This is a genomic window from Pseudomonas sp. GW821-FHT07G06 (assembly GCF_058986625.1).
The window spans coordinates 46,405-72,647 of the sequence record NZ_JBYSVW010000011.1 but is presented as its reverse complement, the minus strand read 5'-3'; the positions used below and the strand labels follow the sequence as shown (position 1 = coordinate 72,647).

Genomic DNA, 26,243 nt, shown 5'->3' with positions numbered 1-26,243 from the left:
CATCCCCCCTGTGGGAGCGAGCCTGCTCGCGAAGACGGCAGCCCATGCAACATCAATGTGGCTGACACATCGCCTTCGCGAGCAGGCTCGCTCCCACAGGTTTCATCTGGCTTGTCAGCCAATCTGGACTAAGATCTGGCTCTCGCTCCGGAGGGCTCTTCAATGACTGATCTGCTCACGTCCATTCAAGCCGCACTCGGTTTGCCTCACACCCCGATTCCTTTCACGTCCAGCGGCACCCTGCCCTCTGCATTTGCCGTCACCGAGCTGGCTTGCGCGAGCATCGCCGCCGCCGGCCAGGCCGCCAGCGAGCTGCTGCACCAATAGACCGGACGCCGGCCCGACCTTGAAGTTGACCGACGCCTGGCGTCCTTCTGGTTCGCGACCTCGATTCGCCCGATCGGCTGGCGCGTTCCACCGCTGTGGGACGCGGTGGCCGGTGACTACGCCACCCGCGACGGCTGGATTCGCCTGCACACCAACGCGCCCCATCACCGCGCCGCTGCCGAACGCGTGCTCGGTGCCTGTGCCGACCGCGCAGCGATGGCCGACAAAGTGGCGCAATGGACGAAAAGAGAGCTGGAACAGGCGGTGGTCGATGCCGGTGGTTGTGCCGCCGAAATGCGCACCCGGGAACAATGGCAGGTCCATCCCCAAGGCCAGGCGGTCAATGCCGAACCCTTGGTTCTGTTCGCCAACCACCCAAGCCAGAGCCACAAACCGTGGACAGGTTCAGTGGCTCGACCACTGGCCGGCATCAAGGTGCTGGACTTGACCCGGGTACTGGCAGGCCCCATCGCCAGCCGCTTTCTGGCAGGCCTGGGCGCCGATGTCCTGCGCATCGATCCGCCGACCTGGAACGAGCCGGGAGTGGTGCCGGAAGTCACGCTGGGAAAACGTTGCGCGCGTCTTGATCTGAGCGACAAGTCCGACCGCGGCGTATTCGAATCCCTGCTCAAGGACGCCGACATTCTGCTCCACGGCTATCGTGCCGATGCGCTGGAGCGACTTGGCTTGGGCACGAATCAGCGTCGGCAACTGAACCCCGGCCTGATTGATGTTTGCCTCAACGCCTATGGCTGGAGTGGCCCCTGGCAAAATCGTCGGGGCTTCGACAGCCTGATACAGATGAGCAGTGGCATCGCCGAAGCCGGCATGCGCTGGAAAAGTGCCGACAAGCCGACACCGCTCCCCGTGCAAGCACTCGATCACGCCACCGGGTATTTGATGGCGGCCAGTGCGATCAGGTTGCTGGCGGGACGGTTGAGCGACGGTACAGGTGGCTCGGCGCGATTGTCGTTGGCGCGCACGGCGAAGTTGTTAATCGAGCAGGGGGCCGGCCCGGATGGGTCGTTGCGCGGCGAAGATCAACAGGATCTGGGGATGCTGGTGGAGCAAACGTCCTGGGGACCGGCGCATCGGTTGCAGGTGCCGCTGAAGATCATCGGGACGCCACTACAGTGGACATTGCCCGCGACTGAACTGGGTTCACATCCCGCGCAGTGGTGGTGACTTTCAGATCGCCTTCGCGAGCAGGCTCGCTCCCACATTTGAACTCGGTCACCTGTGGGAGCGAGCCTGCTCGCGAAGGCGTCAGGACTATCGATACAAATTCCGGATCAACTCAATCCACCCGACTCAATGAAGTCCAAAGAAGCTGCGCCGCATACCCTCGATAAGGCCGCCACGCTTCCGCCCGCAACAACAACTGCCTGGCCGTCACCGGCCCACCCTCCAGCGCCACCAACGCATTGACCAGCCCCACATCGCCATTGGGAAATCCATCCATCTCCCGCAACTGGCGCAACGCAATGTATTGCGCCGTCCAGTCACCAATCCCGTGCAACGCCAGCAACCGCGCTACGCCCCCCTCCCGGCCGGGCTCAAACAATCGCGGGTCATCGAGCAATGCCCGAGCCACACCCGACAAGGTCCGGCCCCGGCTTTTTGGCATGCCCAACGCAGCCAGATCGGCCTGCGCCAACACGTCAGCCGTGGGGAACACATGACTCAAACCCGCCAACGGCTTACCCAGTGGCATGCCATATTGCGCCACCAGTTTCCCCGCCAGGCGGATCGCCGCCGCCACCGTAATCTGCTGCCCCAATACCGCGCGGATCGCCAGTTCCAGCCCGTCCCACGCCCCCGGCACACGCAGCCCGGGACGCTCGGCAATCAACCGGGCCATCAGCGGATCAAGCGCTAAATGCCGATGGATCGTGCCGAGGTCGGCATCGAGATCGAACATCCGCCGCACGCTTGCGACGATGTCGGGCACGGCGCTCGGGTCGGGAAAGTCCAGCGTCAGCTCAAGGGCGTCAGACTTGGCAGGCTGGATAGAAAAGCTGCCGTGCATACCCTTCAGATCGATGCTGCGCGAGTAGACGCCGTCAGCAACCGTTTCCAGTCCTGCAATCGCCCGAGCCGACAAAAATCCCAGCATGGCCGGCCAGTCATAGGGTGGCTGATACGCCAGCAACAGCTTCACAGACTCAGCAACCCGCTATACAACCCATAAGCCGCCAGCCCGGCGCCGCTGATGACCGCGGTGAAAATGCCTTTCTCGAGCGTCGTGAACAATGGCATGCCCTGTTCATGGCGGGCCTTGGCAAACAGGATCACACCCGGCGCATACAGCAACGCCGACAGCAGCAAATACTTCAGGCCACCGGCGTACAGCAACCACACCGCGTAACTCAAGGCGATGACACCAACCAGCAAATCCTTGCTGCGCTCGGCGGTTGCCTGCTGATAAGTTTCCCCGCGCACGCACAGCAATACCGCATAGGCCGCCGACCACAGGTACGGAACCAGAATCATCGATGACGCCAGATAAATCAGACTGGTGTAGGTGCCGGCGGAAAACAGCGTGATCAGCAGGAACAGCTGGATCATCGAGTTGGTCAGCCACATTGCATTGACCGGCACATGGTTGGTGTTTTCCCTGGTCAGGAATGCCGGCATGGTCTTGTCTTTCGCCGTGGCGAACAGGATTTCGGCGCACAGCAGCGCCCACGACAGCAACGCACCCAACAGCGAGATCGCCAGGCCGACGCTGATCAGCAATGCACCCCAGGGGCCGACGATATGCTCAAGCACCGCCGCCAACGAGGGGTTCTGCAGTTTCGCCAGTTCCGGCTGGGTCATGATCCCCAGCGACAGCACGTTCACCAGCACCAACAGGGCCAATACCCCAATGAACCCGATCACCGTCGCCCGGCCCACGTCGGAACGTTTCTCCGCCCGGGCCGAATAGACACTGGCCCCCTCGATGCCGATGAACACGAACACGGTGACCAGCATCATGTGCCGAACCTGATCCATCACACTGCCGAATTCCGGGTTGTTACGCCCCCAGATATCGAGGGTAAAGATGTCCGCCTTGAACGCCACGGCGGCAATCACGATGAACATGATCAACGGCACGATCTTGGCCACTGTGGTCACCTGGTTGATGAACGCCGCCTCCTTGATTCCGCGCATCACCACAAAATGCACGGTCCAGAGCAGCACCGAAGCGCAGGCGATGGCGATCGGCGTGTTGCCTTCGCCAAAGACCGGAACGAAATAACCCAGGGTGCTGAACAGCAGCACGAAGTAGCCGACGTTGCCCAGCCAGGCGCTGATCCAGTACCCCCAGGCGGACGAGAAGCCCATGTAGTCGCCGAACCCGGCCTTGGCATAGGCATACACCCCGGACTCCAGCTCCGGCTTGCGATTGGCCAGGGTCTGGAACACGAACGCCAGGGTCAGCATGCCGACGGCGGTGATCGCCCAACCGATCAGGATCGCCCCGGCATCGGCCCTGGCCGCCATGTTTTGCGGCAGGGAAAAGATCCCGCCGCCGATCATCGAACCCACCACCAAGGCGATCAATGCGCTCAGGCGAAGCTTGCTCGGTGATTGCGACATCGTTGCATCTCCATTTTTTCGGGGGGCGACAACTGCCGCGAGATCGTCACATATCGGGCGTCAACTAAACTGTTGAAGCGTAATAACGTTTATTGGATAACGCCAACCTATGTCTTTTTACTTGCACAAAACGGCTATTAAAGACGCCGATATAATCATTTGTTGTATACGCTTTTCCAATACATCCATTTTGTACAAAAAACCCAGGAGGAAGATTGGCGAATTCTGAAAAACCAACTAGCGTCATAATTCGAAACAAAATACAAAAGTACTGAAATTATTCAAAGAAAGGCTCTAGATCAAGCATTACAAGCAGCCGCCTTGCAAGTGATAGCACTCCGCCACGAAACTGGGAACGCTCTCATTTAGTGATCCAAGTCAGCTGATTGGATAGCCAACGGAATTAGTCTGTTGCCTCTCTTCTCCTGCATTGGAGTCATGCAATGTCTGAAGCTCCCGGAAAACTCAAACTCGGCGCACTGGTTGCATTAGTCGTCGGTTCGATGATTGGTGGCGGGATCTTTTCCTTGCCGCAAAACATGGCCGCCAGTGCCGATGTCGGTGCCATTCTGATCGGTTGGGCAATCACCGCCGTCGGCATGCTCACCCTGGCATTCGTGTTCCAGACCCTGGCCAATCGCAAACCCGACCTGGACGGCGGGGTCTACGCCTACGCCAAGGCCGGTTTCGGCGACTACATGGGCTTCTCGTCTGCCTGGGGGTACTGGATCAGTGCCTGGCTGGGCAACGTCGGTTACTTCGTCTTGCTGTTCAGCACGCTCGGCTACTTCTTTCCGATATTCGGGGAGGGCAATACCCCTGCTGCCGTGATCGGTGCCTCGGTGCTGCTCTGGGCCGTGCATTTCCTCGTACTGCGAGGAATCAAGGAAGCAGCGTTCATCAACCTGGTGACCACCGTCGCCAAGATCGTGCCGCTGGTGCTGTTCATGTTGATCGCGTTGTTCGCTTTCAAACTGGACATCTTCACCGCCGACATCTGGGGCCTGAAAAACCCGGACCTGGGCAGCGTGATGGACCAGGTGCGCAAGATGATGCTGGTCACCGTGTGGGTGTTCATCGGCATCGAAGGCGCGAGCATCTTTTCGGCCCGGGCGGAAAAACGCAGCGACGTGGGTAAAGCCACCGTGATCGGCTTTGTCACAGTGCTATTGTTCCTGGTGCTGGTGAACGTGCTGTCGCTGGGGATCATGACCCAGCCGGAACTGGCCAAATTGCAGAACCCGTCGATGGCGGCGGTGCTGGAGCATGTGGTCGGCCACTGGGGCGCAGTGCTGATCAGCGTCGGCCTGATCATCTCGCTGTTGGGGGCGTTGCTGTCGTGGGTGCTGCTGTGTGCGGAGATCATGTTCGCCGCTGCCAAGGACCACACCATGCCGGCATTCCTGCGCAAGGAAAACGCCAACCATGTACCGGTCAATGCCCTGTGGCTGACCAACGCCATGGTGCAGATCTTCCTGATCATCACCTTGTTCTCGGCCAGTACCTACCTGTCGCTGATCTACCTCGCCACCTCGATGATCCTGGTGCCATACCTGTGGTCGGCGGCCTATGCCTTGCTGCTGGCCGTGCGGGGCGAAACCTACGAGGGCGCGCCAGGCGGTCGGCAGAAAGATCTCATCATCGGCGCCGTGGCCCTGGTCTATGCGGTCTGGCTGCTCTACGCCGGTGGCATCAAATACCTGCTGCTGTCCGCCCTGCTCTACGCCCCCGGCGTGATCCTGTTCGCCAAGGCCAAGCTGGAAATCAACAAACCTGTTTTCACCAACGTCGAGAAGCTGATTTTCGCTGCGGTGGTCGTCGGCGCCGTGGTGGCGGCCTACGGTCTCTACGACGGCTTCCTGACCCTGTAATGCACTTGTTTTGTCATCTGGAGGATCACTGTAATGACCACGGAAAAAGTTAAGTACGGCGTCCATTCCGAAGCCGGCAAACTGCGCAAAGTCATGGTTTGCTCCCCAGGACTTGCCCATCAGCGGCTGACCCCGAACAACTGCGACGAACTGCTGTTCGATGATGTGCTGTGGGTGGCCCAGGCCAAGCGCGACCACTTCGACTTCGTCACCAAGATGCGCGAACGCAACATCGATGTGCTGGAAATGCACAACCTGCTGACCGACATCGTCGCCATCCCCGAAGCCCTGGACTGGATTCTGGAGCGCAAGATCACCGCCAATTCGGTGGGCCTGGGCCTGATCAACGAAACCGCCTCGTGGCTGCGCAGCCTGGAGCCGCGCAAGATCGCCGAGTTCCTGATCGGTGGCGTATCGGGCGACGATTTGCCCACCAGTTTCGGCGGCAAGGCCATCGAGATGTTCCGCGACTTCCTTGGCCACTCCAGCTTCATCCTGCCGCCGCTGCCCAACACCCAGTTCACCCGCGATACCACCTGCTGGATCTACGGTGGCGTCACCCTCAACCCGATGTACTGGCCGGCGCGCCGTCAGGAGACCCTGCTGACCACCGCCATCTACAAGTTCCACCCCGAGTTCACCAACGCCGACTTCCAGATCTGGTACGGCGACCCGGACAAGGACCACGGCAACGCCACCCTTGAGGGCGGTGATGTGATGCCGATCGGCAACGGCGTGGTGTTGATCGGCATGGGCGAACGCTCCTCGCGCCAGGCCATCGCCCAACTGGCGGTGAACCTGTTCAAGAACAAGGCCGTGGAGAAAGTGATAGTCGCCGGCCTGCCGAAATCCCGTGCGGCGATGCACCTGGACACCGTGTTCAGCTTCTGCGATCGCGACCTCGTCACGATCTTCCCGGAAGTGGTGAACCAGATTGTCGCCTTCACCCTGCGTCCCGATGAAAGCAAGGCAGGCGGCATCGACATCCGTCGCGAAGAAACCAACTTCCTCGACACCGTGGCCCAGGCCCTCAACCTCAAAGCCTTGCGCGTGGTGGAAACCGGCGGCAACAGCTTCGCCGCCGAACGCGAGCAATGGGATGACGGCAACAACGTGGTGGCCGTGGAGCCGGGCGTGGTCATCGGCTACGACCGCAATACCTACACCAATACCCTGCTGCGCAAGGCCGGGGTGGAGGTCATCACCATCAGCGCCGGCGAACTCGGCCGGGGACGGGGCGGCGGCCATTGCATGACCTGCCCGATCATCCGCGATCCGATCGACTACTAACCTATTACCTTGGCCCGCGCTGCCCTCTACCCCAGGGCATGCTCGGGCCAAGGGGATAACCGACACCTTAGGAGATCCAAAATGGCGTTCAACATCCATAACCGCAATCTGCTGAGCCTGGAACACCACACCCCTCGCGAATTGCGCTACCTGCTCGACCTGTCCCGCGACCTCAAGCGTGCCAAGTACACCGGCACCGAACAGCAGCATCTCAAGGGCAACAACATCGCGCTGATCTTCGAAAAAACCTCGACCCGCACCCGTTGCGCGTTCGAAGTTGCAGCCTATGACCAGGGCGCCAACGTCACCTACATCGACCCGAACTCCTCGCAGATCGGCCACAAGGAAAGCATGAAGGACACCGCCCGCGTGCTCGGGCGCATGTACGACGCCATCGAGTACCGTGGCTTCAAGCAGGAAATCGTCGAGGAACTGGCCAAGTTTGCCGGCGTACCCGTGTTCAACGGACTGACCGACGAGTATCACCCGACACAAATGATCGCCGACGTGCTGACCATGCGTGAACACGCCGACAAACCGATCCACGAAATCAGCTACGCCTACCTCGGCGACGCGCGCAACAACATGGGTAACTCGCTGTTGCTGATCGGCGCCAAGCTCGGCATGGACGTGCGCATCTGCGCGCCAAAAGCCCTGTGGCCGGCGGACGACCTGGTCGCCCGCTGCAAACAGTACGGTGAAGAAAGCGGCGCACGCATCACCCTCACCGAAGACCCGAAAGCGGCAGTCAAGGGCGTCGACTTCATCCACACCGATGTCTGGGTGTCGATGGGCGAACCGGTTGAAGCCTGGGCCGAACGCATCCAGCAACTGCTGCCGTACCAGGTCAACGCCGAACTGATGAAAGCCACCGGCAACCCGCGCACCAAGTTCATGCACTGCCTGCCGGCGTTCCACAACTGTGATACCAAGGTCGGCAAGCAGATTGCCGAGCAGTACCCGCACCTGAGCAACGGCATCGAAGTGACCGATGACGTGTTCGAGTCGCCGGCCTGCATCGCCTTCGAGCAAGCGGAAAACCGCATGCACACCATCAAGGCGATTCTGGTGTCGACGCTGGCCGACCTTTAACGGCTGATCACGATTCCATGATCAACCACTGACCTGTAGGAGCTGCCGAAGGCTGCGATCTTTTGATCTTTGAAGATCAATAGCAAGATCAAAAGATCGCAGCCTCCGGCAGCTCCTACCCCAAAAAGGACTGCACCATGCGTATCGTCGTTGCTCTGGGCGGTAATGCCCTGCTCCGCCGCGGCGAACCGATGACCGCTGACAACCAGCGCGCCAACATCCGGATCGCCACCGAACAGATCGCCAAGATCCATCCCGGCAACCAACTGGTCATCGCCCACGGCAATGGCCCCCAGGTCGGCCTGCTGTCATTGCAGGCGGCGGCCTACACCTCGGTTTCGCCCTACCCGCTGGACGTGCTTGGCGCCGAGACCGAAGGCATGATCGGCTACATCATCGAACAGGAACTGGGCAACCTGCTGGACTTCGAAGTGCCCTTCGCGACCCTGCTGACCCAGGTCGAAGTCGATGCCAATGACCCGGCCTTCAAGAACCCGAGCAAGCCCATCGGCCCGGTCTACAGCAAGGCCGAGGCGGAACAACTCGCCGCCGAAAAAGGCTGGGCCATTGCCCCGGACGGCGACAAATACCGTCGCGTGGTCGCCAGTCCGAAACCCAAGCGCATCTTCGAAATCCGTCCGATCAAATGGCTGCTGGAAAAAAGCAGCATCGTGATCTGCGCCGGCGGCGGCGGCATTCCGACCATGTATACCTCGCCCGGCAAACTCGAGGGCGTCGAAGCGGTCATCGACAAGGACCTGTGCTCGGCGCTGTTGGCCGAACAGCTAGAAGCCGATCTGCTGGTGATCGCCACCGACGTCAACGCCGCGTTCATCGACTTTGGCAAACCCACGCAGAAAGCCATCGCCCAGGCGCACCCCGACGAAATGGAAAAACTCGGCTTCGCCGCCGGCTCCATGGGACCGAAGGTGCAGGCGGCCTGCGAATTCGCGCGCCATACTGGAAAAGTGGCGGTGATTGGCTCGCTCGCGGACATCGAAGCGATCGTCCAGGGCAAGGCCGGTACGCGCATCAGCACGGCGACCGCCGGCATTACTTACTTGTAGAGAGAGGCGTTTATGGCAACGTTTGATCCAGGTCACTTGCACATCGAGCGCCATGCGCTGAACAAGGATGATGTGAGCTACAACATCCACCTAGACTATGAAGTCAGCAAGAACCCCAAAGGGGAAAAAGGCATTCAGTTCACCATGCATGGCAGCATTCAGGGCAAGGACCTGAAGGAGCCCTTCTTCCTGCCCAAGGAGGAAGCCTACAACTTCGCCAGCAATGTGACGAAAATCGCCGAGAAATATGGCATTCCCAAAGAAAAAATCGCCATTGGATCGTCACACGAACATTACGACCTGATGTTCGAAGACATCCGCAAGCAACTGAATATGAAATCCGGCGACCCGATAGATCTCGAGAGCTTCGAGTAGCCCACATTTCCCGGTGGGAGCGAGCCTGCTCGCGAAAGCGGTGTATCAGTCACTATCAAGGGTGCCTGACACGACGCCTTCGCGAGCAGGCTCGCTCCCACAAGGGGGATCATCGCTCTATTGAAATCCGCGCAGGATTTCACCATTAGCCCGCCCCAAGGCATACTTGCCACCCTCCGCACTGCAGAACCAAAACCGCCCCATGCGTATCCACGTCAGCTTCATCGACCGCGTCGGTATCACCCAGGAAGTCCTGGCCCTGCTTGGCGGGCGCAATCTGAACCTGGATGCAGTGGAAATGGTCCCGCCCAATGTTTATATCGACGCCCCGACCCTGAGCCCGCAAGTCCTTGAGGAACTGCGCGATGCCCTGTTCAGCGTGCGTGGCGTGCAAGCGGTGACGGTGGTCGACATCCTGCCCGGCCAGCGTCGGCACTTGCAGCTCGACGCGTTGCTGGCCGCCATGACCGACCCGGTGCTGGCACTGGACAGCGCCGGCAAGGTGCTGCTGGCCAACCCGGCGTTGATCGCCCTGTACGGCCGCGAGCCGAATGGTGAAAGTGTGGCCGAGCTGTTTGCCGACCCGGCCTTGCTCGACGCCCTGCTCGAACACGGCTTTCGCCTGCCCCTGCGGGAAATCATCGTCAATGGCCAGACCTTCCTGCTCGACGCCACACCGATCACTGACGCCGGCGCCCTGCTGACCCTGTACCAGCCGAACCGCATCGGCGAACGTCTTTCCGCACTGCACCATGACCACGCCGAAGGTTTCGATGCACTGCTCGGCGAGTCCCCGGTGATCCGCACCCTCAAGGCACGCGCCCAGCGGGTGGCGGCCCTCGATGCACCGCTGCTGATCCAGGGCGAAACCGGCACCGGCAAGGAACTGGTGGCCCGTGCCTGCCACGCCATCAGCGCCCGGCACAGTTCGCCCTTTCTGGCGTTGAACTGCGCCGCATTACCGGAGAACCTCGCCGAAAGTGAACTGTTCGGCTACGCCCCCGGCGCTTTCACCGGCGCGCAACGCGGCGGTAAGCCAGGGCTGATGGAGCTGGCCAACCAGGGCACGGTGTTTCTCGATGAAATCGGCGAGATGTCGCCGTATTTGCAGGCCAAGCTGCTGCGTTTCCTCAACGACGGCAGTTTTCGCCGGGTCGGCGGTGACCGTGAGGTCAAGGTCAACGTGCGGATCCTCAGCGCGACCCACCGCGACCTGGAAAAAATGGTCAGCGAAGGCCTGTTCCGCGAAGACCTGTTCTATCGCCTCAACGTCCTGAATGTTGAAGTGCCGCCGTTGCGCGAGCGCGGCCAGGACATCCTGCTGTTGGCCCGCTACTTCATGCAGCAGGCCTGTGCGCAGATCCAGCGCCCGATCTGTCGCCTGGCACCGGGCACTTACCCGGCGCTGCTGGGCAACCGCTGGCCGGGCAACGTGCGGCAATTGCAGAACGTGATCTTCCGCGCCGCGGCGATTTGCGAAAGCAGCCTGGTGGACATTGGCGACCTCGACATCGCCGGCACCTCGGTGGCCCGCCAGGGCGACCATGACGTCGACAGCCTGGAACAGGCCATGGACTCATTCGAGAAGACCCTGCTGGAAAAGCTCTACGTCAGCTATCCCTCGACCCGGCAACTGGCGACCCGCCTGCAAACCTCCCACACCGCGATTGCCCATCGGTTGCGCAAGTACGGCATACCCGGCAAGGCCTGAGGCCTGACACAGAACCACTGTGGGAGCGAGCTTGCTCGCGATTGCGAAGTCACATTCAACAAAAATGTCGACTGACACGCCCTCATCGCGAGCAAGCTCGCTCCCACAGTTTTTTGTGTTCGACATGAAACCGCGCCAAAAACGACCTCCATCTGTACTGAAAGCGCTACAGCGGAACGATATCGCTACACACCTCTCCGATCACGGCTGTGCAAGGCTTTGATCCACCTCGGCTTTTATCATTGACATACGCCGTATCGATTTCGCTACAGTGAATGAATTTCAGTCTTTGTCGAAACCACCTAAATCATTGATCAATAACAATAAAAACAACATTGGCCGCGTTCTTGCTATGTAGTCCTCCATAACCAGGGCATTGCCCAAGCATTCAATCGCGTCCACCAGACGAGTCTGGCCCCTTAGGAGTTTCCATGAGCGAGTTGCGTTTTACTGAAGATCACGAATGGCTGCGCACCGAAGCTGACGGCAGCGTCACGGTCGGCATCACCGCTTTCGCACAGAACGCCCTGGGCGACGTGGTTTTCGTTCAACTGCCTGAGCTGCAGTCCTACGACAAAGGCGCCGAAGCCGCCACCGTTGAATCGGTAAAGGCAGCCAGCGGCGTGTACATGCCGCTGGACGGCGAAGTGCTGGAAGTGAACCCGGCCCTGGACAGCAACCCTGAACTGGTCAACGAAGATCCGCTGGGTGAAGGCTGGTTCTTCCGTTTCAAACCTGCCGATGCCTCCGCTGTCGGCCAACTGCTGGATCAGGACGCCTACGACCGCCTGATCAAAGCCCAAGCCGAAGCCTGAGGAGCACTGACATGACCGAAGTGAATCTGACCACTGCCAACGAATTCATCGCCCGTCACATCGGCCCGCGCGCCGGCGACGAGCAAGCCATGCTCAACAGCCTCGGTTTCGACTCCCTGGAAGCCCTGAGCGCCAGCGTGATTCCCGACAGCATCAAGGGCACCAGCGTCCTCGGCCTGGAAGACGGCTTGAGCGAAGCCGATGCCCTGGCCTTGATCAAGTCCATCGCGAGCAAAAACCAGCTGTTCAAGACCTTTATCGGCCAGGGTTACTACGGCACCCACACGCCGTCGCCGATCCTGCGCAACCTGCTGGAAAACCCGGCCTGGTACACCGCCTACACCCCGTACCAGCCAGAAATTTCCCAGGGCCGTCTCGAAGCGCTGCTGAACTTCCAGACCCTGATCAGCGACCTCACCGGCCTGCCGATCGCCAACGCCTCGCTGCTCGACGAAGCCACCGCCGCTGCCGAAGCCATGACCTTCTGCAAGCGCCTGAGCAAGAACAAAGGCAGCCATCAATTCTTCGCCTCCGTGCATTGCCACCCGCAGACCCTCGACGTACTGCGCACCCGTGCCGAGCCTCTGGGCATCGACGTGGTGGTCGGCGACGAGCGTGAACTGACCGACGTGACGCCGTTCTTCGGCGCCCTGCTGCAATACCCGGCAAGCAACGGTGACGTGTTCGATTACCGCGAGCTGACCGAACGTTTCCACGCCGCCAACGCCCTCGTCGCCGTGGCGGCCGACCTGCTGGCCCTGACCGTGCTGACCGCACCGGGCGAGTTCGGTGCCGACGTGGCCATCGGCAGCGCACAGCGCTTCGGCGTGCCGCTGGGCTTTGGTGGCCCGCACGCGGCGTACTTCTCCACCAAGGATGCGTTCAAGCGTGACATGCCGGGCCGCCTGGTCGGTGTTTCCGTAGACCGCTTCGGCAACCCGGCCCTGCGCCTGGCCATGCAGACCCGCGAACAACACATCCGTCGCGAGAAAGCCACGTCGAACATCTGCACCGCGCAAGTGCTGCTGGCCAACATCGCCAGCATGTACGCCGTGTACCACGGTCCGAAAGGCCTGACGCAGATTGCCAATCGCGTGCACCACCTGACTGCGATCCTGGCCAAAGGCTTGAGCGCATTGGGTCTGAACGTCGAGCAAGCGAACTTCTTCGACACCCTGACCGTGAAGACCGGCGCTCAAACCGCCGCCCTGCACGACAAGGCGCACGCCCAGCGCATCAACCTGCGCGTGGTCGATGGCGAACGCCTGGGCCTGTCCCTGGACGAAACCACCACTCAAGCCGACGTTGAAACCCTGTGGAGCCTGCTGTCCGACGGCAAGGCCCTGCCGGACTTCGCCGCCCTCGCCGCCTCGGTGCAGAGCGCCATCCCGGCCGCGCTGGTCCGTCAGTCGCCGATCCTCAGCCACCCGGTGTTCAACCGCTATCACTCGGAAACCGAGCTGATGCGCTACCTGCGCAAACTGGCGGACAAGGACCTGGCGCTGGACCGCACCATGATCCCGCTGGGTTCGTGCACCATGAAACTCAACGCCTCCAGCGAAATGATCCCGGTGACCTGGGCCGAGTTCGGTGCCCTGCACCCCTTCGCCCCGGCCGAGCAAAGCGCCGGTTATCAGCAATTGACCGACGAACTGGAAGCCATGCTGTGCGCTGCAACCGGCTACGACTCGGTTTCGCTGCAACCGAACGCCGGTTCCCAGGGTGAATACGCCGGCCTGCTGGCGATCCGCGCCTACCACCAGAGCCGTGGCGAAGACCGCCGCGACATCTGCCTGATCCCGTCCTCGGCCCACGGCACCAACCCGGCCACCGCTCAGATGGCCGGTATGCGTGTGGTCGTGACCGCGTGCGATGCCCGTGGCAACGTCGACATCGAAGACCTGCGCGCCAAGGCCATCGAGCACCGCGAGCACCTCGCCGCGCTGATGATCACCTACCCGTCGACCCACGGCGTGTTCGAAGAAGGCATCCGCGAAATCTGCGGCATCGTTCATGACAACGGCGGCCAGGTGTACATCGACGGCGCCAACATGAACGCCATGGTCGGCCTCTGCGCGCCGGGCAAGTTCGGCGGCGACGTGTCGCACCTGAACCTGCACAAGACCTTCTGCATCCCCCACGGCGGTGGCGGCCCGGGCGTCGGCCCGATCGGTGTGAAATCGCACCTGGCACCGTTCCTGCCGGGCCACGCACAGATGGAGCGCAAGGAAGGCGCCGTTTGCGCGGCACCGTTCGGCAGCGCGAGCATTCTGCCGATCACCTGGATGTACATTCGTATGATGGGTGGCGCGGGCCTCAAGCGTGCTTCGCAGCTGGCGATCCTCAATGCCAACTACATCTCCCGTCGCCTCGAAGAGCACTATCCCGTGCTGTACACCGGCAGCAACGGCCTGGTGGCGCATGAGTGCATCCTCGACCTGCGTCCATTGAAAGACAGCAGCGGCATCAGCGTCGATGATGTGGCCAAGCGCCTGATCGACTTCGGTTTCCACGCGCCGACCATGTCCTTCCCGGTAGCCGGCACGCTGATGATCGAGCCGACCGAAAGCGAATCCAAGGAAGAACTGGACCGCTTCTGCGACGCCATGATCCGCATCCGCGAAGAAATCCGCGCGGTGGAAAACGGCACCCTGGACAAGGATGACAACCCGCTGAAAAACGCTCCGCACACCGCCAAGGAACTGGTCGGCGAGTGGTCGCACCCGTACAGCCGCGAACAAGCGGTTTACCCGGTTGCGTCTCTGATCGAAGGCAAGTACTGGCCGCCGGTCGGTCGCGTCGACAACGTGTTCGGCGACCGCAACCTGGTCTGCGCCTGCCCGTCGATCGAAAGCTACGCTTAAAGCAATGAGGGGGCGGTTGATCCCGCCCCCCTTTTGCAAAAACACCACAGCCCCCTGTGGGAGCGAGCTTGCTCGCGATAGCGGTCTTTCAGTCGACATCCATGGTGAATGTCAGACCGTCATCGCGAGCAAGCTCGCTCCCACAGTGAATTGCGCCAACCTTCCGATTCCGTGAATTCCTATAACAAGAAACCGGAGAACCACCATGTCGTTAAGCGTGTTCGACCTGTTCAAGATTGGCATCGGCCCCTCCAGCTCCCACACCGTCGGCCCGATGCGCGCCGCTGTGCGTTTCGTCGAAGGCCTGCGCCGTGAAGGGCTGCTGACGGCCACCACCTGCGTCAAGGTCGAGCTGTACGGCTCGCTTGGCGCCACCGGCAAAGGCCACGGCAGTGACAAGGCTGTGCTGCTGGGCCTGGAAGGCGAACACCCGGACACCGTGGATACCGAAACCGTCGCTGCGCGCCTGCAAGAAATCCGCAGCAACGCACGCTTGAACCTGCTCGGCGAACACAGCATTGCGTTCAACGAGAAAGAACACCTGGCGATGATTCGCAAACCGTTGCCCTATCACCCCAACGGCATGATTTTTCGCGCCTTCGATGCGGCGGGTTTGCAGATTCGCAGCCGCGAGTACTACTCGGTGGGTGGCGGGTTTGTCGTTGATGAGGACGCCGCCGGCGCCGACCGCATCGTCGAAGACGCCACGCCCCTGACCTTCCCCTTCAAAAGCGCCAAGGACCTGCTCGCTCATTGCGCCAAATACGGCCTGTCGATCAGCCAGGTGATGCTGACGAATGAAAGCGCCTGGCGCCCGGAAGCGGAAACCCGCGCCGGCCTGCTGAAGATCTGGCAGGTCATGCAGGACTGCGTCGCCGCCGGTTGCCGTAATGAAGGCATCCTGCCCGGTGGCCTGAAGGTCAAACGCCGGGCGGCAGCGCTGCATCGGCAATTGTGCAGCAACCCTGAATCGTCCTTGCGCGATCCGCTGTCAGTGCTGGACTGGGTCAACCTGTACGCCCTGGCCGTCAACGAAGAAAACGCCAACGGCGGACGCGTGGTGACGGCACCCACCAATGGTGCGGCCGGGATCATTCCGGCGGTGCTGCATTACTACATGCGCTTTATCCCCGGCGCGAATGATGACGGGGTGGTGCGCTTTCTGCTCACTGCCGCCGCCATCGGCATTCTGTACAAGGAAAACGCCTCGATTTCCGGCGCCGAAGTCGGTTGTCAGGGTGAAGTCGGCGTCGCCTGCTCGATGGCCGCCGGAGCCTTGTGCGAAGTGCTCGGTGGCAGCGTGCAACAAGTGGAAAACGCAGCGGAAATCGGCATGGAACACAACCTCGGACTGACCTGCGACCCGATTGGCGGACTGGTGCAGGTGCCTTGCATCGAGCGCAACGCCATGGGTTCGGTCAAGGCCATCAATGCGGTGCGCATGGCCATGCGCGGCGACGGGCAACACTTCGTCTCCCTCGACAAGGTCATCCGCACCATGCGCCAGACCGGCGCCGACATGAAAAGCAAATACAAGGAAACCGCCCGTGGCGGTTTGGCGGTCAACATTATCGAGTGCTGATGTGCGCTCATCTGCACCCTTCTTCAGGAGCTGAATATGTCCACCGAACAACTGTTGAAAACCCCGTTGCACGCACTGCACATCGAACTCGGCGCGCGCATGGTGCCGTTCGCCGGCTATGACATGCCGGTGCAATACCCGCTGGGCGTGATGAAAGAACACCAGCACACCCGCGACCAGGCCGGGCTGTTCGATGTCTCGCACATGGGCCAGATCCGCCTGACCGGCGCCGATGCTGCCAAGGCCCTGGAAACCCTGGTGCCGGTGGACATCATCGACCTGCCGGTGGGCATGCAGCGTTACGCGATGTTCACCAATGCGACGGGCGGCATCCTTGATGACCTGATGGTCGCCAACCTGGGCAACGACGAACTGTTCCTGGTGGTCAACGCCGCTTGCAAGGATCAGGACCTGGCCCACCTGCGCAAGCACATTGGTGAGCAGTGCGCTATCGAGCCGTTGTTCGAAGAACGTGCCCTGCTTGCCCTGCAAGGCCCGGCTGCAGTGACCGTGCTGGCACGCCTGGCCCCGGAAGTGGCGAAGATGACCTTCATGCAGTTCGCCCGCGTGAAGCTGCTGGGCGTGGACTGTTTTGTCAGCCGCTCGGGTTACACCGGCGAAGACGGTTTCGAAATTTCCGTCCCCGCCGCCAACGCCGAAGCCCTGGCTCGCGCCCTGCTGGCCGAACCGGAAGTGGCCGCCATCGGCCTGGGCGCCCGCGACTCGCTGCGCCTTGAGGCAGGCTTGTGCCTGTATGGGCATGACATGAACACCGAGACCAGCCCGATCGAAGCGAGCCTGCTGTGGGCGATCTCCAAGCCGCGTCGCGCCGATGGCGCACGGGCCGGCGGCTTCCCTGGCGCCGAAACCGTGTTCGCCCAGCAACAGGCAGGTGTCAGCCGCAAACGCGTCGGCCTGTTACCGCAGGAACGCACGCCGGTGCGCGAGGGTGCGGAGATCGTCAACGAAGCCGGCGACATCATCGGTAGCGTCTGCAGCGGCGGTTTCGGGCCGACCCTGGGTGGGCCGCTGGCCATGGGTTATGTCGACAGCGCCTATATCGCACTGGACACACCCGTCTGGGCGATTGTTCGTGGGAAAAAGGTGCCATTGCTTGTAAGCAAAATGCCATTTGTTCCACAACGCTACTATCGCGGCTGATTGAATGTTTCTATAAGTAACGCGGTTGCGTTAACTGTGCACTAATGTGTAACGCAACCGCCATAAAATAGTGCATTGTTTGGCTCTAAGCTTCGATTATGAACTTTGCTTATAACGATTGAAAACATTTGAACAGCGCTAGCGTATAAGGCCCCACTAGTGGACTGACTTTGCCATCAACCTGAGGAAATACGGGGCCTTCACAGGGCTTGTTTTTTCTCCCGTAGTTGGCGTAGAGTTTGTTCACTGTGTTTGCATGGGTCGCTTGGAATCGTGACCTGGGCAGTAGCCTACAAGTTAGCTACATCCCGTTCGACGTCTTCTTACTCTCCTGCAACCAGCCCCAGTACTCTTTCATGAGAAGGAGACTGTCATTAATTTTTTGCGTCAAAGGAAATAAGAAATGTCCCAACGTCAGAGCGGTACCGTCAAGTGGTTTAACGACGAGAAAGGTTTTGGTTTTATCACTCCTGAAAGCGGTCCGGATCTGTTCGTGCATTTCCGCGCCATCCAGGGCAACGGCTTCAAGAGCCTGAAAGAAGGCCAGAAAGTGACTTTCATCGCCGTGCAAGGCCAGAAAGGCATGCAGGCTGACGAAGTACAAGCAGAAGCCTAATCTTCTGTAACGAAAAAGCCCCTGATGCTGACATCAGGGGCTTTTTTGTGCGCGTAAATCCGTAAAATGGCTTCTTTTTCGCCGAGAGCCTGCCATGTCGAAACACCTGCTTACTCCCCAGGGCGACTTTCCTGCCGCTGGCCTGGGTCGTCGCCTGGCAGCCATGTTCTATGATTTCCTGCTGTGCACCGCCCTGCTGATCGTCACCGGTGGCATCTACAAGATGATCCAGATGGCGATCATCGGCGAAGAAAGGATGCGCACCCTGACCGAAGCCGGCGCGCTGGACGGCGATCCCCTGCTCTCCACCGTCCTGCTGTTCGTACTGTTCGGCTTCTTCGCCAAATTCTGGACCTGGTCGGGTCAGACCCTGGGCATGCAGGTCTGGTGCATTCGCGTACAGAACGCCGACGGCTCATCCATCAGCCTGTGGCAGGCGCTGTTGCGCTTTGTGGTGTCGATTGCTTCCTTGCTGTGTGTTGGCCTTGGGTTCTTCTGGTCGCTGTTCGACAAACAGCAACGCAGCTGGCATGACATCTATTCCAATACCGAACTGGTGCGGATTCCGAAGAAGACCAAGTAACGTCCACAAAAAAGATCGCAGCCTTCGGCAGCTCCTACAGGGTTTTGTTTACACCTGTAGGAGCTGCCGAAGGCTGCGATCTTTTGCTTTCTGGCTTTTATGCGTTACCGGCCAGTTTCATCCGCGCCGCCTGGGTGAAGTCCAGCATCCGCTTGAGCGGCCGGATCGCCTGCGGGATCAGCGCCGGATCGACAAAGATCTCGTTCGCGCCTTCTTTCAACGCCTTGAGCGTGCGCTCAAGGGTGTTCATGGCCATCCACGGGCAATGTGCACAACTGCGGCACGCCGCACCGTTACCCGCCGTTGGGGCTTCGATAAAGACCTTGTCCGGGCACAGCTGCTGCATCTTGTAGAAGATGCCGCGGTCGGTGGCAACGATCAGCGTCTTGTTCGGCAGGCTCTGAGCCGCCGCGATCAACTGACTGGTGGAGCCCACGGCGTCGGCCAGTTCAATCACCGAAGTCGGCGACTCCGGGTGCACCAGGATCGCCGCATCCGGGTACAGCGCCTTCATGTCTTCAAGCTGCTTGGACTTGAACTCTTCGTGAACGATGCAGGCACCGTCCCACAGCAGCATGTCGGCACCGGTCTGGCGCTGGATGTAGGTACCCAGGTGCTTGTCCGGCCCCCAGATGATGGTCTCGCCGTTGTCCATCAGGCTTTCGACGATTTCCAGCGCACAGCTTGAAGTCACCACCCAATCCGCGCGGGCTTTTACCGCAGCGGAAGTGTTGGCGTACACCACGACCGTGCGCTCCGGGTGTTGATCGCAGAACGCGGAAAACTCGTCCACCGGGCACCCCAGGTCGAGCGAACAGGTCGCTTCGAGGGTCGGCATCAGCACGCGTTTTTCCGGATTGAGGATCTTGGCAGTCTCCCCCATGAATTTCACGCCGGCGACGACCACGGTCTTGGCCGGATGGGCGTTGCCGAAGCGGGCCATCTCCAGCGAGTCGGAGACACAGCCCCCCGTTTCTTCGGCCAGCGCCTGAATGACAGGGTCACAATAGAAGTGGGCCACCAGCACCGCGTCCTGAGCCTTGAGCTCGGCAGCGATGGCGGCACGGTAGTAAGCCTCTTCATCGGCGGTCAGCGGTTTGGGCTGTTTGGCGTCGAGGTGGGCTTGAACCAGAAGGCGTTCGGATATTTGCGTCATGTTCGCAAGACCTGCAGGCGCTTTCGCGCGAAAGTCGAGTATACACCCGGCTCCGTACCCTTCAGGGTACCGCCGGGAAAGTGAGTATTCATCAGGCACGGACAGCGTTGAAGCTGCGCAAGGCTACAGAATATCCGACAGATGCAAAAGATGATTCTGACCTGCGCCTTGCGCAGCAGCCCGAAGCGAGGCGGGCTTGAATCGCAGGCAAAAAAAAATCCGGAAATCCTCACTTGCGTGGGCCTTCCAGACTTTTAAAACTGCTAAAAATGGTGGGTCGTGTGGGATTCGAACCTACGACCAATTGGTTAAAAGCCAACTGCTCTACCAACTGAGCTAACGACCCGCTGTGTGGTGGCGCGTATAATACTGATTTTTAAGGACTATTCAACACCTATTTTAAAAAAATCAAAAATAAGGTGTTGGATCGCTGATTCCGGCCGCCGCAAAGCCTTCTGCGCGCAGTCGGCAGCTGTCGCATTTGCCGCACGCACGGCCATCATCGTCGGCCTGATAGCAGGAAACGGTCAGCCCGTAGTTCACGCCAAGCTTCACACCCGCCTGGACGATCTGCGCTTTGCTGAGGTTTTGCAGCGGCGCCTGAATGCGGAAGCCATTGCCTTCCACGCCGGCTTTGGTTGCCAGGTTGGCCATGCGCTCGAACGATTCGATGAACTCGGGGCGGCAGTCCGGGTAACCGGAGTAATCCACCGCATTGACGCCGATGAAGATGTCCCGCGCACCGAGCACTTCAGCCCAGCCCAGGGCCAGGGACAGGAACACCGTGTTACGCGCAGGCACGTAAGTGACAGGAATGCCCTCACCCAGCTCTTCCGGAATATCGATGCTGCTGTCGGTCAGCGCCGAGCCGCCCATGCCGTTCAGGTTCAGGCCGATCACCTTGTGCTCGACCACACCCAGATCCCGCGCCACGCGCTCGGCTGCGTGCAGTTCGGCGTGAGAGCGCTGACCGTAGTCGAAGCTCATGGTGTAGCAGCTGTAGCCTTCGGCGCGCGCCATGGCTACCACGGTCGCCGAGTCCAGGCCACCGGACAGCAGGATGACCGCCCGTTTTTCAGCGGTGTTGAGTTGTTCAGTCATTTCAGCGCCCCGGCTCGTCATTCCATAGATATTTATGCAGCTGCAATTGCAAACGCACTGGCAGGTTGTCCGCCACCACCCAGTCCGCCAGGTCCCGGGCATTGAGATCATGGTGGCTGGGCGAGAACAGGACTTCACCGGCACGCTGGTCCAGACCGTACTGAATCAATTTGGAAACGGACCAGTCATAGTCCTCCCGCGAACAGATGACAAACTTAACCTGATCGTTGGGCGTGAGCAGCTCGATGTTTTCGTAGCGATTGCGGTGCGCTTCCTTCGAACCCGGGGTTTTCAGGTCGACAACGCGACTGACCCGGGAATCTACTGGCGAGATATCGATAGAGCCACTGGTTTCCAGTGACACTTCGTAACCGGCGTCGCACAAGCGCTTGAGCAAGGGAATGGCGTTGGGTTGCGCCAGGGGCTCGCCGCCCGTGACACAGACATAACGCGGGCGGAAACCGGCGACCTGCTCGAGGATGTCGTCGAGGGTGCGAATGGTTCCGCCGGTGAACGCATAGGCGCTGTCGCAGTATTGGCAACGCAACGGGCAACCGGTCAGGCGCACAAAAACAGTGGGCAGGCCGGCAGTCCGAGTTTCACCCTGCAACGAGTAGAAAACTTCGGTGATTCTCAATGTGTCTTGCATAGTCGCCACGGGCGTAACAGCTAAACAGGCTGTCCGCCTCCGTCAGGCACTTCAAGGAACCCCCGGCAATGCGCAGATCCCAAAAAGCGTGTTTCAGAAAAAGGGGGTGAATTCTAACGAAAAAACCCGCGACAAGCGCGGGTTTCTTTGAAACGGCTCAAGCCGCCTTACATTTTCTGCAGATCACGCTGCGCCAGCTGAGCAGCGGAAGTACCCGGATACTGGGACACGACCTGCTGCAGAATGCCCTTGACCCGGTCGGTATGACCGAGACGGCGCTCTACATCAGCAAGCTTGTACAGCGAATCAGGCACCTTGGCGTGCTTGGGATACAGCTGCGAAACCTTGGCAAACGCCTGACCTGCACCTTGCAGATCACCTTTGGCCAGGTTCACTTCGCCCAGCCAGTACTGGGCGTTACCCGCGTACTGACTGTTCGGGTATTTGCGCAGGAATGCGGCGAAAGCCTGGCTGGCCTTGTCGAAATCCTTGGCCTTGATCAGGTCGAAGGCAGCATCGTAATAGAGCTTTTCCTTCGCCGGATCTGCCGGCTCGCTACCCGCGGCAGGTGCTTGAGCGGCGGCTGCGCCAGCTGCTGCACCTGCGGCTGCACCGGGGGCATTCGTTTCACCACCGGTGGAAGAATTTTCAGGAGTCGCGGCTGGTGCAACGCCGGTTCCTATGCGCCGATCAAGATCCTGGTATCGCTCCAGGTTTTCCTGCTTCATGCGCGCTACATCATTTTGCAGTTCTTCGATCACACCCTGTTGGCGCGAGATCTGCTCCTGCATTTGTTGCAGTTGGTTGAACAGCTGGCCCTGTGCCGAGACAGGGGTCGAAACCCCTCCCCCGGCATAGGCGCCGTTCGTACCGTAACCTGCAGGCGGATAACTGCTCCCGCTATTGTTATAGCCGGAGTCATTATCGACCACAGGAACCGCAGCCCACACCGCAAGCGGCGCGAGGCTGAGAGCCAGAACAGTTACAGCACGACGGCACGTTCGCATGACGAATTACTTACGCAGTTCGACGCGACGGTTTTGAGCCCAGGACTGCTCGTCGTTGCCGGTAGCAACTGGACGCTCTTCGCCGTAGGAAACCAGTTCCAGCTGAGCTGGGGAAACACCTTGCAGTACCAGGTAGCGCTGAACGGCTTTCGCACGACGCTCGCCCAGTGCCATGTTGTACTCACGAGTACCACGTTCGTCGGTGTTGCCTTCCAGAACAACGCGAGCGCCGTTTGCTTTCAGGTCTTTGGCGTGAACGTCCAGAGCGCGCATGGCTTCTGGCTTCAGGTCCGAGCTGTCGTATTCGAAGTAGAAAGTGGTGATAGCGCGCAGTGCAGCTTCTTCGCTCAGGGAGCCGTCAACTGCACCAGTGTTTGCGCCGTAACCAGCGTTTGGATCTACCGCGCCTTCACCGGCATTGTCGCCGCCTTTGGACGAGCAACCTACAGCTACAGCCATGGCCAGTGCCAGCGCAGCAAATTTACCAAACTTCAGCATTTCCATCGTGAAACTCCTAATGAACCCCAGTGTGTTAAGTAAAACGTATAGCGCCGCGTCAGTTCAGGTAAGGGGACCAGGAAGGTTCTCTGACTTCGCCTTGTGCGGTAGGAAGCGGGAGCCTTACGCGTCCATTGATGGACACGAGCATCAAGACTCCCCGGCCCTGCTGGCGGGTGGCGTAGATTACCATGGTGCCGTTGGGCGCGACAGTAGGCGACTCGTCCAGAGTGCTATCAGTGAGGATTTTTACACTACCGCGCTGCAAATCCTGGGCCGCCACCTTGAAATTGGTGAAGCCATCCTGACGGTGAATCATGACAAGCGTCTTTTCATCAGCCGACAATTTAGGGTTGGCGTTGTAGTTACCGACGAAAGTCACGCGTTCGGCACCGCCGCCACCTGCGCTAGTCTTGTAGATCTGCGGTTTGCCGCCACGGTCGGAAGTGAAGTAGATGGTCGAGCCATCCTTGCCCCAGAACGGTTCGGTGTTGATGCCAGGACCGTTGGTGACGCGGCTGATCTGACGCGAGCCCAGGTTCATCACGTAGATGTCCGGGTTACCGTCCTTGGACAGCACGAACGCCAGGCGATTGCCATCCGGCGACCAGGCAGGTGCACCGTTCAGGCCTTCGAAGTTGGTGATCTGCTCACGGCGACCGGTGTCGATGTTCTGCATGAAGATACGCGGACGCTTCTGCTCGAAGGAGACATAAGCGATGCGCTTGCCATCCGGTGCGAAACGCGGCGACAGGATCGGCTCACGCGATTGCAGCAGGGTCACGGCGCGGGCACCGTCGTAGTCCGAACGCTGCAGGGTGTAGCGAGTGTTGTTCTCGGAGAAACGCTCGGCCGTTACGTACAGCAGGCGAGTCGAGAAGGCACCCTTGATACCCGTGAGTTTTTCGAACGACTGGTCAGAGATGTAGTGCGCCATGTCGCGCAACTGATCGACACCGCCCGACACGCTGCCGGTCAGCACTTGCTGTTCGGTGGCTACGTTGAACAGTGCATATTGCACCTGCAGGCGACCGCCCGCCGGAACAATGCTGCCGACCATGACGTACTGGGCACCCAGTGCCTTGAAGTCACGGAAAATGATTTCGCCGGCCTGGCTCGGCTGGCTGATCATGTTCTGCTTTGGAATCGGCGAGTAGTAACCCGAGTTGCGCAGGTCGTTACCGATGATTTCCGCCATGTCGTCCGGCAGCACGCTACCACCCTGGAAGCCGAACGGTACAACGGCGATCGGGGTCGCCCGATCGCTGCCGCTGGTAACCAGAATGTTTTTCTCATCTGCCATCGCCATCCCTGCCATGCAGCAGATAGCGACCAGCATTCCTCGAAGAAGGTTTCTCACAAGGCTAGATCCTCAGGTGTGAATGTCATCTTGAATGAACGATACGGAGCGAAATCACTCGGCTTCATTCCCTGCATTTCTGTCAAACGTCCAATATTCTTCACTGCTGCAACAGCCGAGGCGTCAAACGGACCGTCGCCACTGGACTTGGACACGCTGACCGAAGTCACCGTACCGTCCGGCAACATGCCGATTTGCAACACGACCGTCATGCCTTTGCGTGCCGAAGGTGGACGAGCCCAGCCTTCCGCTGCACGCGCACGAATCAGGTCATCGAAACTGCCGGCGACTTCGTCACCCTGCTCATCGGCCAAGGCCTGCTGACGCTGCGGCGTGTCGGAAAGCAAATCTGCCAGGGCCTGAGCCTTTTTGTCTTCGGCGGATTTACGCGCCGCGTCCTGCGATTTCTTCTTCGCAGCATCGGCAGCAGCTTTCTTCTTCGCTTCCTCGGCGACTTTCTTCTTCGCCTCTTCAGCCTCGGCTTTCTTCTTGGCGTCTTCCGCGGCTTTCTTCTTCGCGTCTTCGACGATCTTTTTCTTGGCTTCTTCAGCGGCCGCTTTCTTGGCCTCTTCTTCAGCAGCCTTCTTGGCTTCTTCTTCAGATTTCTTCTTGGCTATATCAGCCAATTGTTTCTCTTCTGCCTTCTTGGCTTCCGCGGCTTTCTTCGCGTCGTCGGCTTTCTTGGCTTCATCAGCCTTTTTCGCCTCGTCCGCTTTCTTCGCCTCGTCGGCCTTCTTGGCTTCCTCGGCCTTTTGAGCCGCCTCTTCTTTCTTTTGTTCCGCAGCCTTCACCGCTTCCTGCTCGACCTTTTTCTGCTCCATCTGCTCGACTTCGGTCTGACGTGCAGCAGATTTCTGCGCCTCACCGGCAATCTTCTGATTGGTCTGGGTGGTCGCCCGACTTTTCGATTTCAGCTGGTACAAGGTCGCCTGGACAATCGGCTTGGCCGGCGGCAGCTCCGGGGTAAAGGCAAAACTGACGAACAACATGCCGAACACCAGCACGTGCAAGCCAATCGCCCAGACACTAGGCCAGAAGTAGCTTTCCGAGGCGGACGGCTCTCGCTGTTGCTGCATCAGGGCGCCTCGGTAATCAAGCCAACATTACCGACCCCGGCTTTCTGCAACCCGCCCATGGCCCCCATGACGGAACCGTAATCGACGGATTTGTCGCCGCGAATGAAGACCTGGGTGTGCTTGCCGTTTTCATTGCCGACGCGAATGATCTTGGTCACGGCGTCAGTCATCTGCGGCAACGTCATGGCCCGGTCCTGCTGCTTGTCCGTGTCGACTTCGCTGCCAAGGTTCCAGTAGTAGGTCTTGTCGGATTTGATGGAAATGGTCAGGACCTGGGTGTTGTTGTCCTGCGGCAAGGCTTCGCTGGAAACCTTGGGCAGATCAACTTTCACGCCCTGATTGAGCATCGGCGCGGTCACCATGAAGATGACCAGCAGCACCAACATCACGTCGATGTAGGGCACCACGTTCATCTCGGCGACCGGCTTGCGCTTTTTGCGAGCTCGAGCGATTAAAG

Annotated in this window: 22 protein-coding genes, 1 tRNA gene and 1 pseudogene; 13 read left to right on the top strand and 11 right to left on the bottom strand. The window is 60.0% G+C overall.

All coding sequences use genetic code 11. The annotated features are described in order from the left end of the window. Nucleotides 1-162 precede the first annotated feature (162 nt). A pseudogene (locus AC3WJW_RS19135) lies at nucleotides 163-1,512 on the top strand (CoA transferase). 112 nt (nucleotides 1,513-1,624) lie between these two features. Here the strand turns inward: AC3WJW_RS19135 and AC3WJW_RS19130 are convergent. After that, nucleotides 1,625-2,488, bottom strand: coding sequence for a DNA-3-methyladenine glycosylase family protein (locus AC3WJW_RS19130; RefSeq protein ID WP_493726992.1), 864 nt, complete (start codon nucleotides 2,486-2,488; stop codon nucleotides 1,625-1,627). Further along, entirely contained in the window at nucleotides 2,485-3,912 is a 1,428-nt protein-coding gene (gene arcD, locus AC3WJW_RS19125; protein WP_493726991.1) for an arginine-ornithine antiporter, read from the bottom strand. Before arcD (AC3WJW_RS19125) ends, AC3WJW_RS19130 begins: the two co-directional genes overlap by 4 nt. Nucleotides 3,913-4,355: 443 nt before the next feature. Between arcD (AC3WJW_RS19125) and arcD (AC3WJW_RS19120) the strand changes: the two genes are divergently transcribed. The 12 genes from arcD (AC3WJW_RS19120) to AC3WJW_RS19065 all read left to right on the top strand — a co-directional run bounded on the left by arcD (AC3WJW_RS19120) (nucleotide 4,356) and on the right by AC3WJW_RS19065 (nucleotide 18,939). Further along, nucleotides 4,356-5,783, top strand: a complete 1,428-nt coding sequence (gene arcD / locus AC3WJW_RS19120; protein WP_493726990.1) for an arginine-ornithine antiporter — start codon at nucleotides 4,356-4,358, stop codon at nucleotides 5,781-5,783. A 33-nt stretch (nucleotides 5,784-5,816) separates the two neighbouring features. Then, complete coding sequence (arcA, locus tag AC3WJW_RS19115; protein WP_493726989.1) at nucleotides 5,817-7,073, top strand: arginine deiminase; 1,257 nt, start codon at nucleotides 5,817-5,819, stop codon at nucleotides 7,071-7,073. An 81-nt stretch (nucleotides 7,074-7,154) separates the two neighbouring features. Further along, complete coding sequence (locus tag AC3WJW_RS19110) at nucleotides 7,155-8,165, top strand: ornithine carbamoyltransferase (protein ID WP_007974406.1); 1,011 nt, start codon at nucleotides 7,155-7,157, stop codon at nucleotides 8,163-8,165. 137 nt (nucleotides 8,166-8,302) lie between these two features. After that, entirely contained in the window at nucleotides 8,303-9,232 is a 930-nt protein-coding gene (arcC, locus tag AC3WJW_RS19105) for a carbamate kinase (protein WP_493726988.1), read from the top strand. A 12-nt stretch (nucleotides 9,233-9,244) separates the two neighbouring features. Further along, the gene (locus AC3WJW_RS19100) at nucleotides 9,245-9,607 is read left to right on the top strand and encodes a DUF5064 family protein (protein WP_493726987.1); all 363 of its coding nucleotides are present in this window, start codon (nucleotides 9,245-9,247) and stop codon (nucleotides 9,605-9,607) included. A gap of 202 nt (nucleotides 9,608-9,809) precedes the next feature. Beyond that, a complete protein-coding gene (gene gcsR / locus AC3WJW_RS19095) occupies nucleotides 9,810-11,318 on the top strand; it encodes a transcriptional regulator GcsR (protein WP_493726986.1) in 1,509 nt (502 codons plus the stop codon). 431 nt (nucleotides 11,319-11,749) lie between these two features. After that, nucleotides 11,750-12,133, top strand: a complete 384-nt coding sequence (gene gcvH / locus AC3WJW_RS19090; RefSeq protein WP_493726985.1) for a glycine cleavage system protein GcvH — start codon at nucleotides 11,750-11,752, stop codon at nucleotides 12,131-12,133. 11 nt (nucleotides 12,134-12,144) lie between these two features. Next, nucleotides 12,145-14,997: an aminomethyl-transferring glycine dehydrogenase gene (gene gcvP / locus AC3WJW_RS19085; RefSeq protein ID WP_493726984.1), complete on the top strand. Its 2,853-nt coding sequence runs from the start codon at nucleotides 12,145-12,147 to the stop codon at nucleotides 14,995-14,997. A 205-nt stretch (nucleotides 14,998-15,202) separates the two neighbouring features. Next, nucleotides 15,203-16,579, top strand: coding sequence for an L-serine ammonia-lyase (locus AC3WJW_RS19080; RefSeq protein ID WP_015096592.1), 1,377 nt, complete (start codon nucleotides 15,203-15,205; stop codon nucleotides 16,577-16,579). 36 nt (nucleotides 16,580-16,615) lie between these two features. After that, on the top strand, nucleotides 16,616-17,740 hold the full coding sequence (gene gcvT / locus AC3WJW_RS19075) for a glycine cleavage system aminomethyltransferase GcvT (RefSeq protein WP_493726983.1): 1,125 nt from the start codon (nucleotides 16,616-16,618) through the stop codon (nucleotides 17,738-17,740). A 403-nt stretch (nucleotides 17,741-18,143) separates the two neighbouring features. Continuing rightward, nucleotides 18,144-18,356 (top strand): cold-shock protein, encoded by a 213-nt coding sequence (locus AC3WJW_RS19070; protein ID WP_007977299.1) that lies wholly within the window; start codon nucleotides 18,144-18,146, stop codon nucleotides 18,354-18,356. Between the two features lie 94 nt (nucleotides 18,357-18,450). Next, the gene (locus AC3WJW_RS19065) at nucleotides 18,451-18,939 is read left to right on the top strand and encodes an RDD family protein (protein ID WP_493726982.1); all 489 of its coding nucleotides are present in this window, start codon (nucleotides 18,451-18,453) and stop codon (nucleotides 18,937-18,939) included. Nucleotides 18,940-19,036: 97 nt separating this feature from the next. On the opposite strand, the gene nadA is transcribed toward AC3WJW_RS19065, so the two are convergent. The 9 genes from nadA to tolR all read right to left on the bottom strand — a co-directional run bounded on the left by nadA (nucleotide 19,037) and on the right by tolR (nucleotide 26,238). Beyond that, complete coding sequence (gene nadA / locus AC3WJW_RS19060) at nucleotides 19,037-20,095, bottom strand: quinolinate synthase NadA (RefSeq protein WP_007995624.1); 1,059 nt, start codon at nucleotides 20,093-20,095, stop codon at nucleotides 19,037-19,039. 270 nt (nucleotides 20,096-20,365) lie between these two features. Continuing rightward, nucleotides 20,366-20,441: transfer RNA gene (locus tag AC3WJW_RS19055), tRNA-Lys, on the bottom strand. Nucleotides 20,442-20,503: 62 nt separating this feature from the next. Further along, nucleotides 20,504-21,196, bottom strand: a complete 693-nt coding sequence (gene queC, locus AC3WJW_RS19050) for a 7-cyano-7-deazaguanine synthase QueC (protein WP_102698370.1) — start codon at nucleotides 21,194-21,196, stop codon at nucleotides 20,504-20,506. Between the two features lies 1 nt (nucleotide 21,197). Next, nucleotides 21,198-21,845 carry a 7-carboxy-7-deazaguanine synthase QueE gene (queE, locus tag AC3WJW_RS19045; RefSeq protein ID WP_007977310.1) on the bottom strand — a complete coding sequence of 216 codons (648 nt, stop codon included), beginning with the start codon at nucleotides 21,843-21,845 and terminating at the stop codon, nucleotides 21,198-21,200. Nucleotides 21,846-22,012: 167 nt separating this feature from the next. Then, entirely contained in the window at nucleotides 22,013-22,852 is an 840-nt protein-coding gene (ybgF, locus tag AC3WJW_RS19040) for a tol-pal system protein YbgF (protein ID WP_429394244.1), read from the bottom strand. Nucleotides 22,853-22,858: 6 nt separating this feature from the next. Next, the gene (gene pal, locus AC3WJW_RS19035) at nucleotides 22,859-23,356 is read right to left on the bottom strand and encodes a peptidoglycan-associated lipoprotein Pal (RefSeq protein ID WP_003178634.1); all 498 of its coding nucleotides are present in this window, start codon (nucleotides 23,354-23,356) and stop codon (nucleotides 22,859-22,861) included. Nucleotides 23,357-23,408: 52 nt separating this feature from the next. Next, nucleotides 23,409-24,689 carry a Tol-Pal system beta propeller repeat protein TolB gene (tolB, locus tag AC3WJW_RS19030; RefSeq protein WP_493727097.1) on the bottom strand — a complete coding sequence of 427 codons (1,281 nt, stop codon included), beginning with the start codon at nucleotides 24,687-24,689 and terminating at the stop codon, nucleotides 23,409-23,411. Nucleotides 24,690-24,706: 17 nt separating this feature from the next. Beyond that, nucleotides 24,707-25,786 (bottom strand): cell envelope integrity protein TolA, encoded by a 1,080-nt coding sequence (gene tolA / locus AC3WJW_RS19025; protein WP_102698374.1) that lies wholly within the window; start codon nucleotides 25,784-25,786, stop codon nucleotides 24,707-24,709. Continuing rightward, a complete protein-coding gene (tolR, locus tag AC3WJW_RS19020) occupies nucleotides 25,786-26,238 on the bottom strand; it encodes a protein TolR (RefSeq protein WP_162130292.1) in 453 nt (150 codons plus the stop codon). Before tolR ends, tolA begins: the two co-directional genes overlap by 1 nt. Between the last annotated feature and the right edge of the window lie 5 nt (nucleotides 26,239-26,243).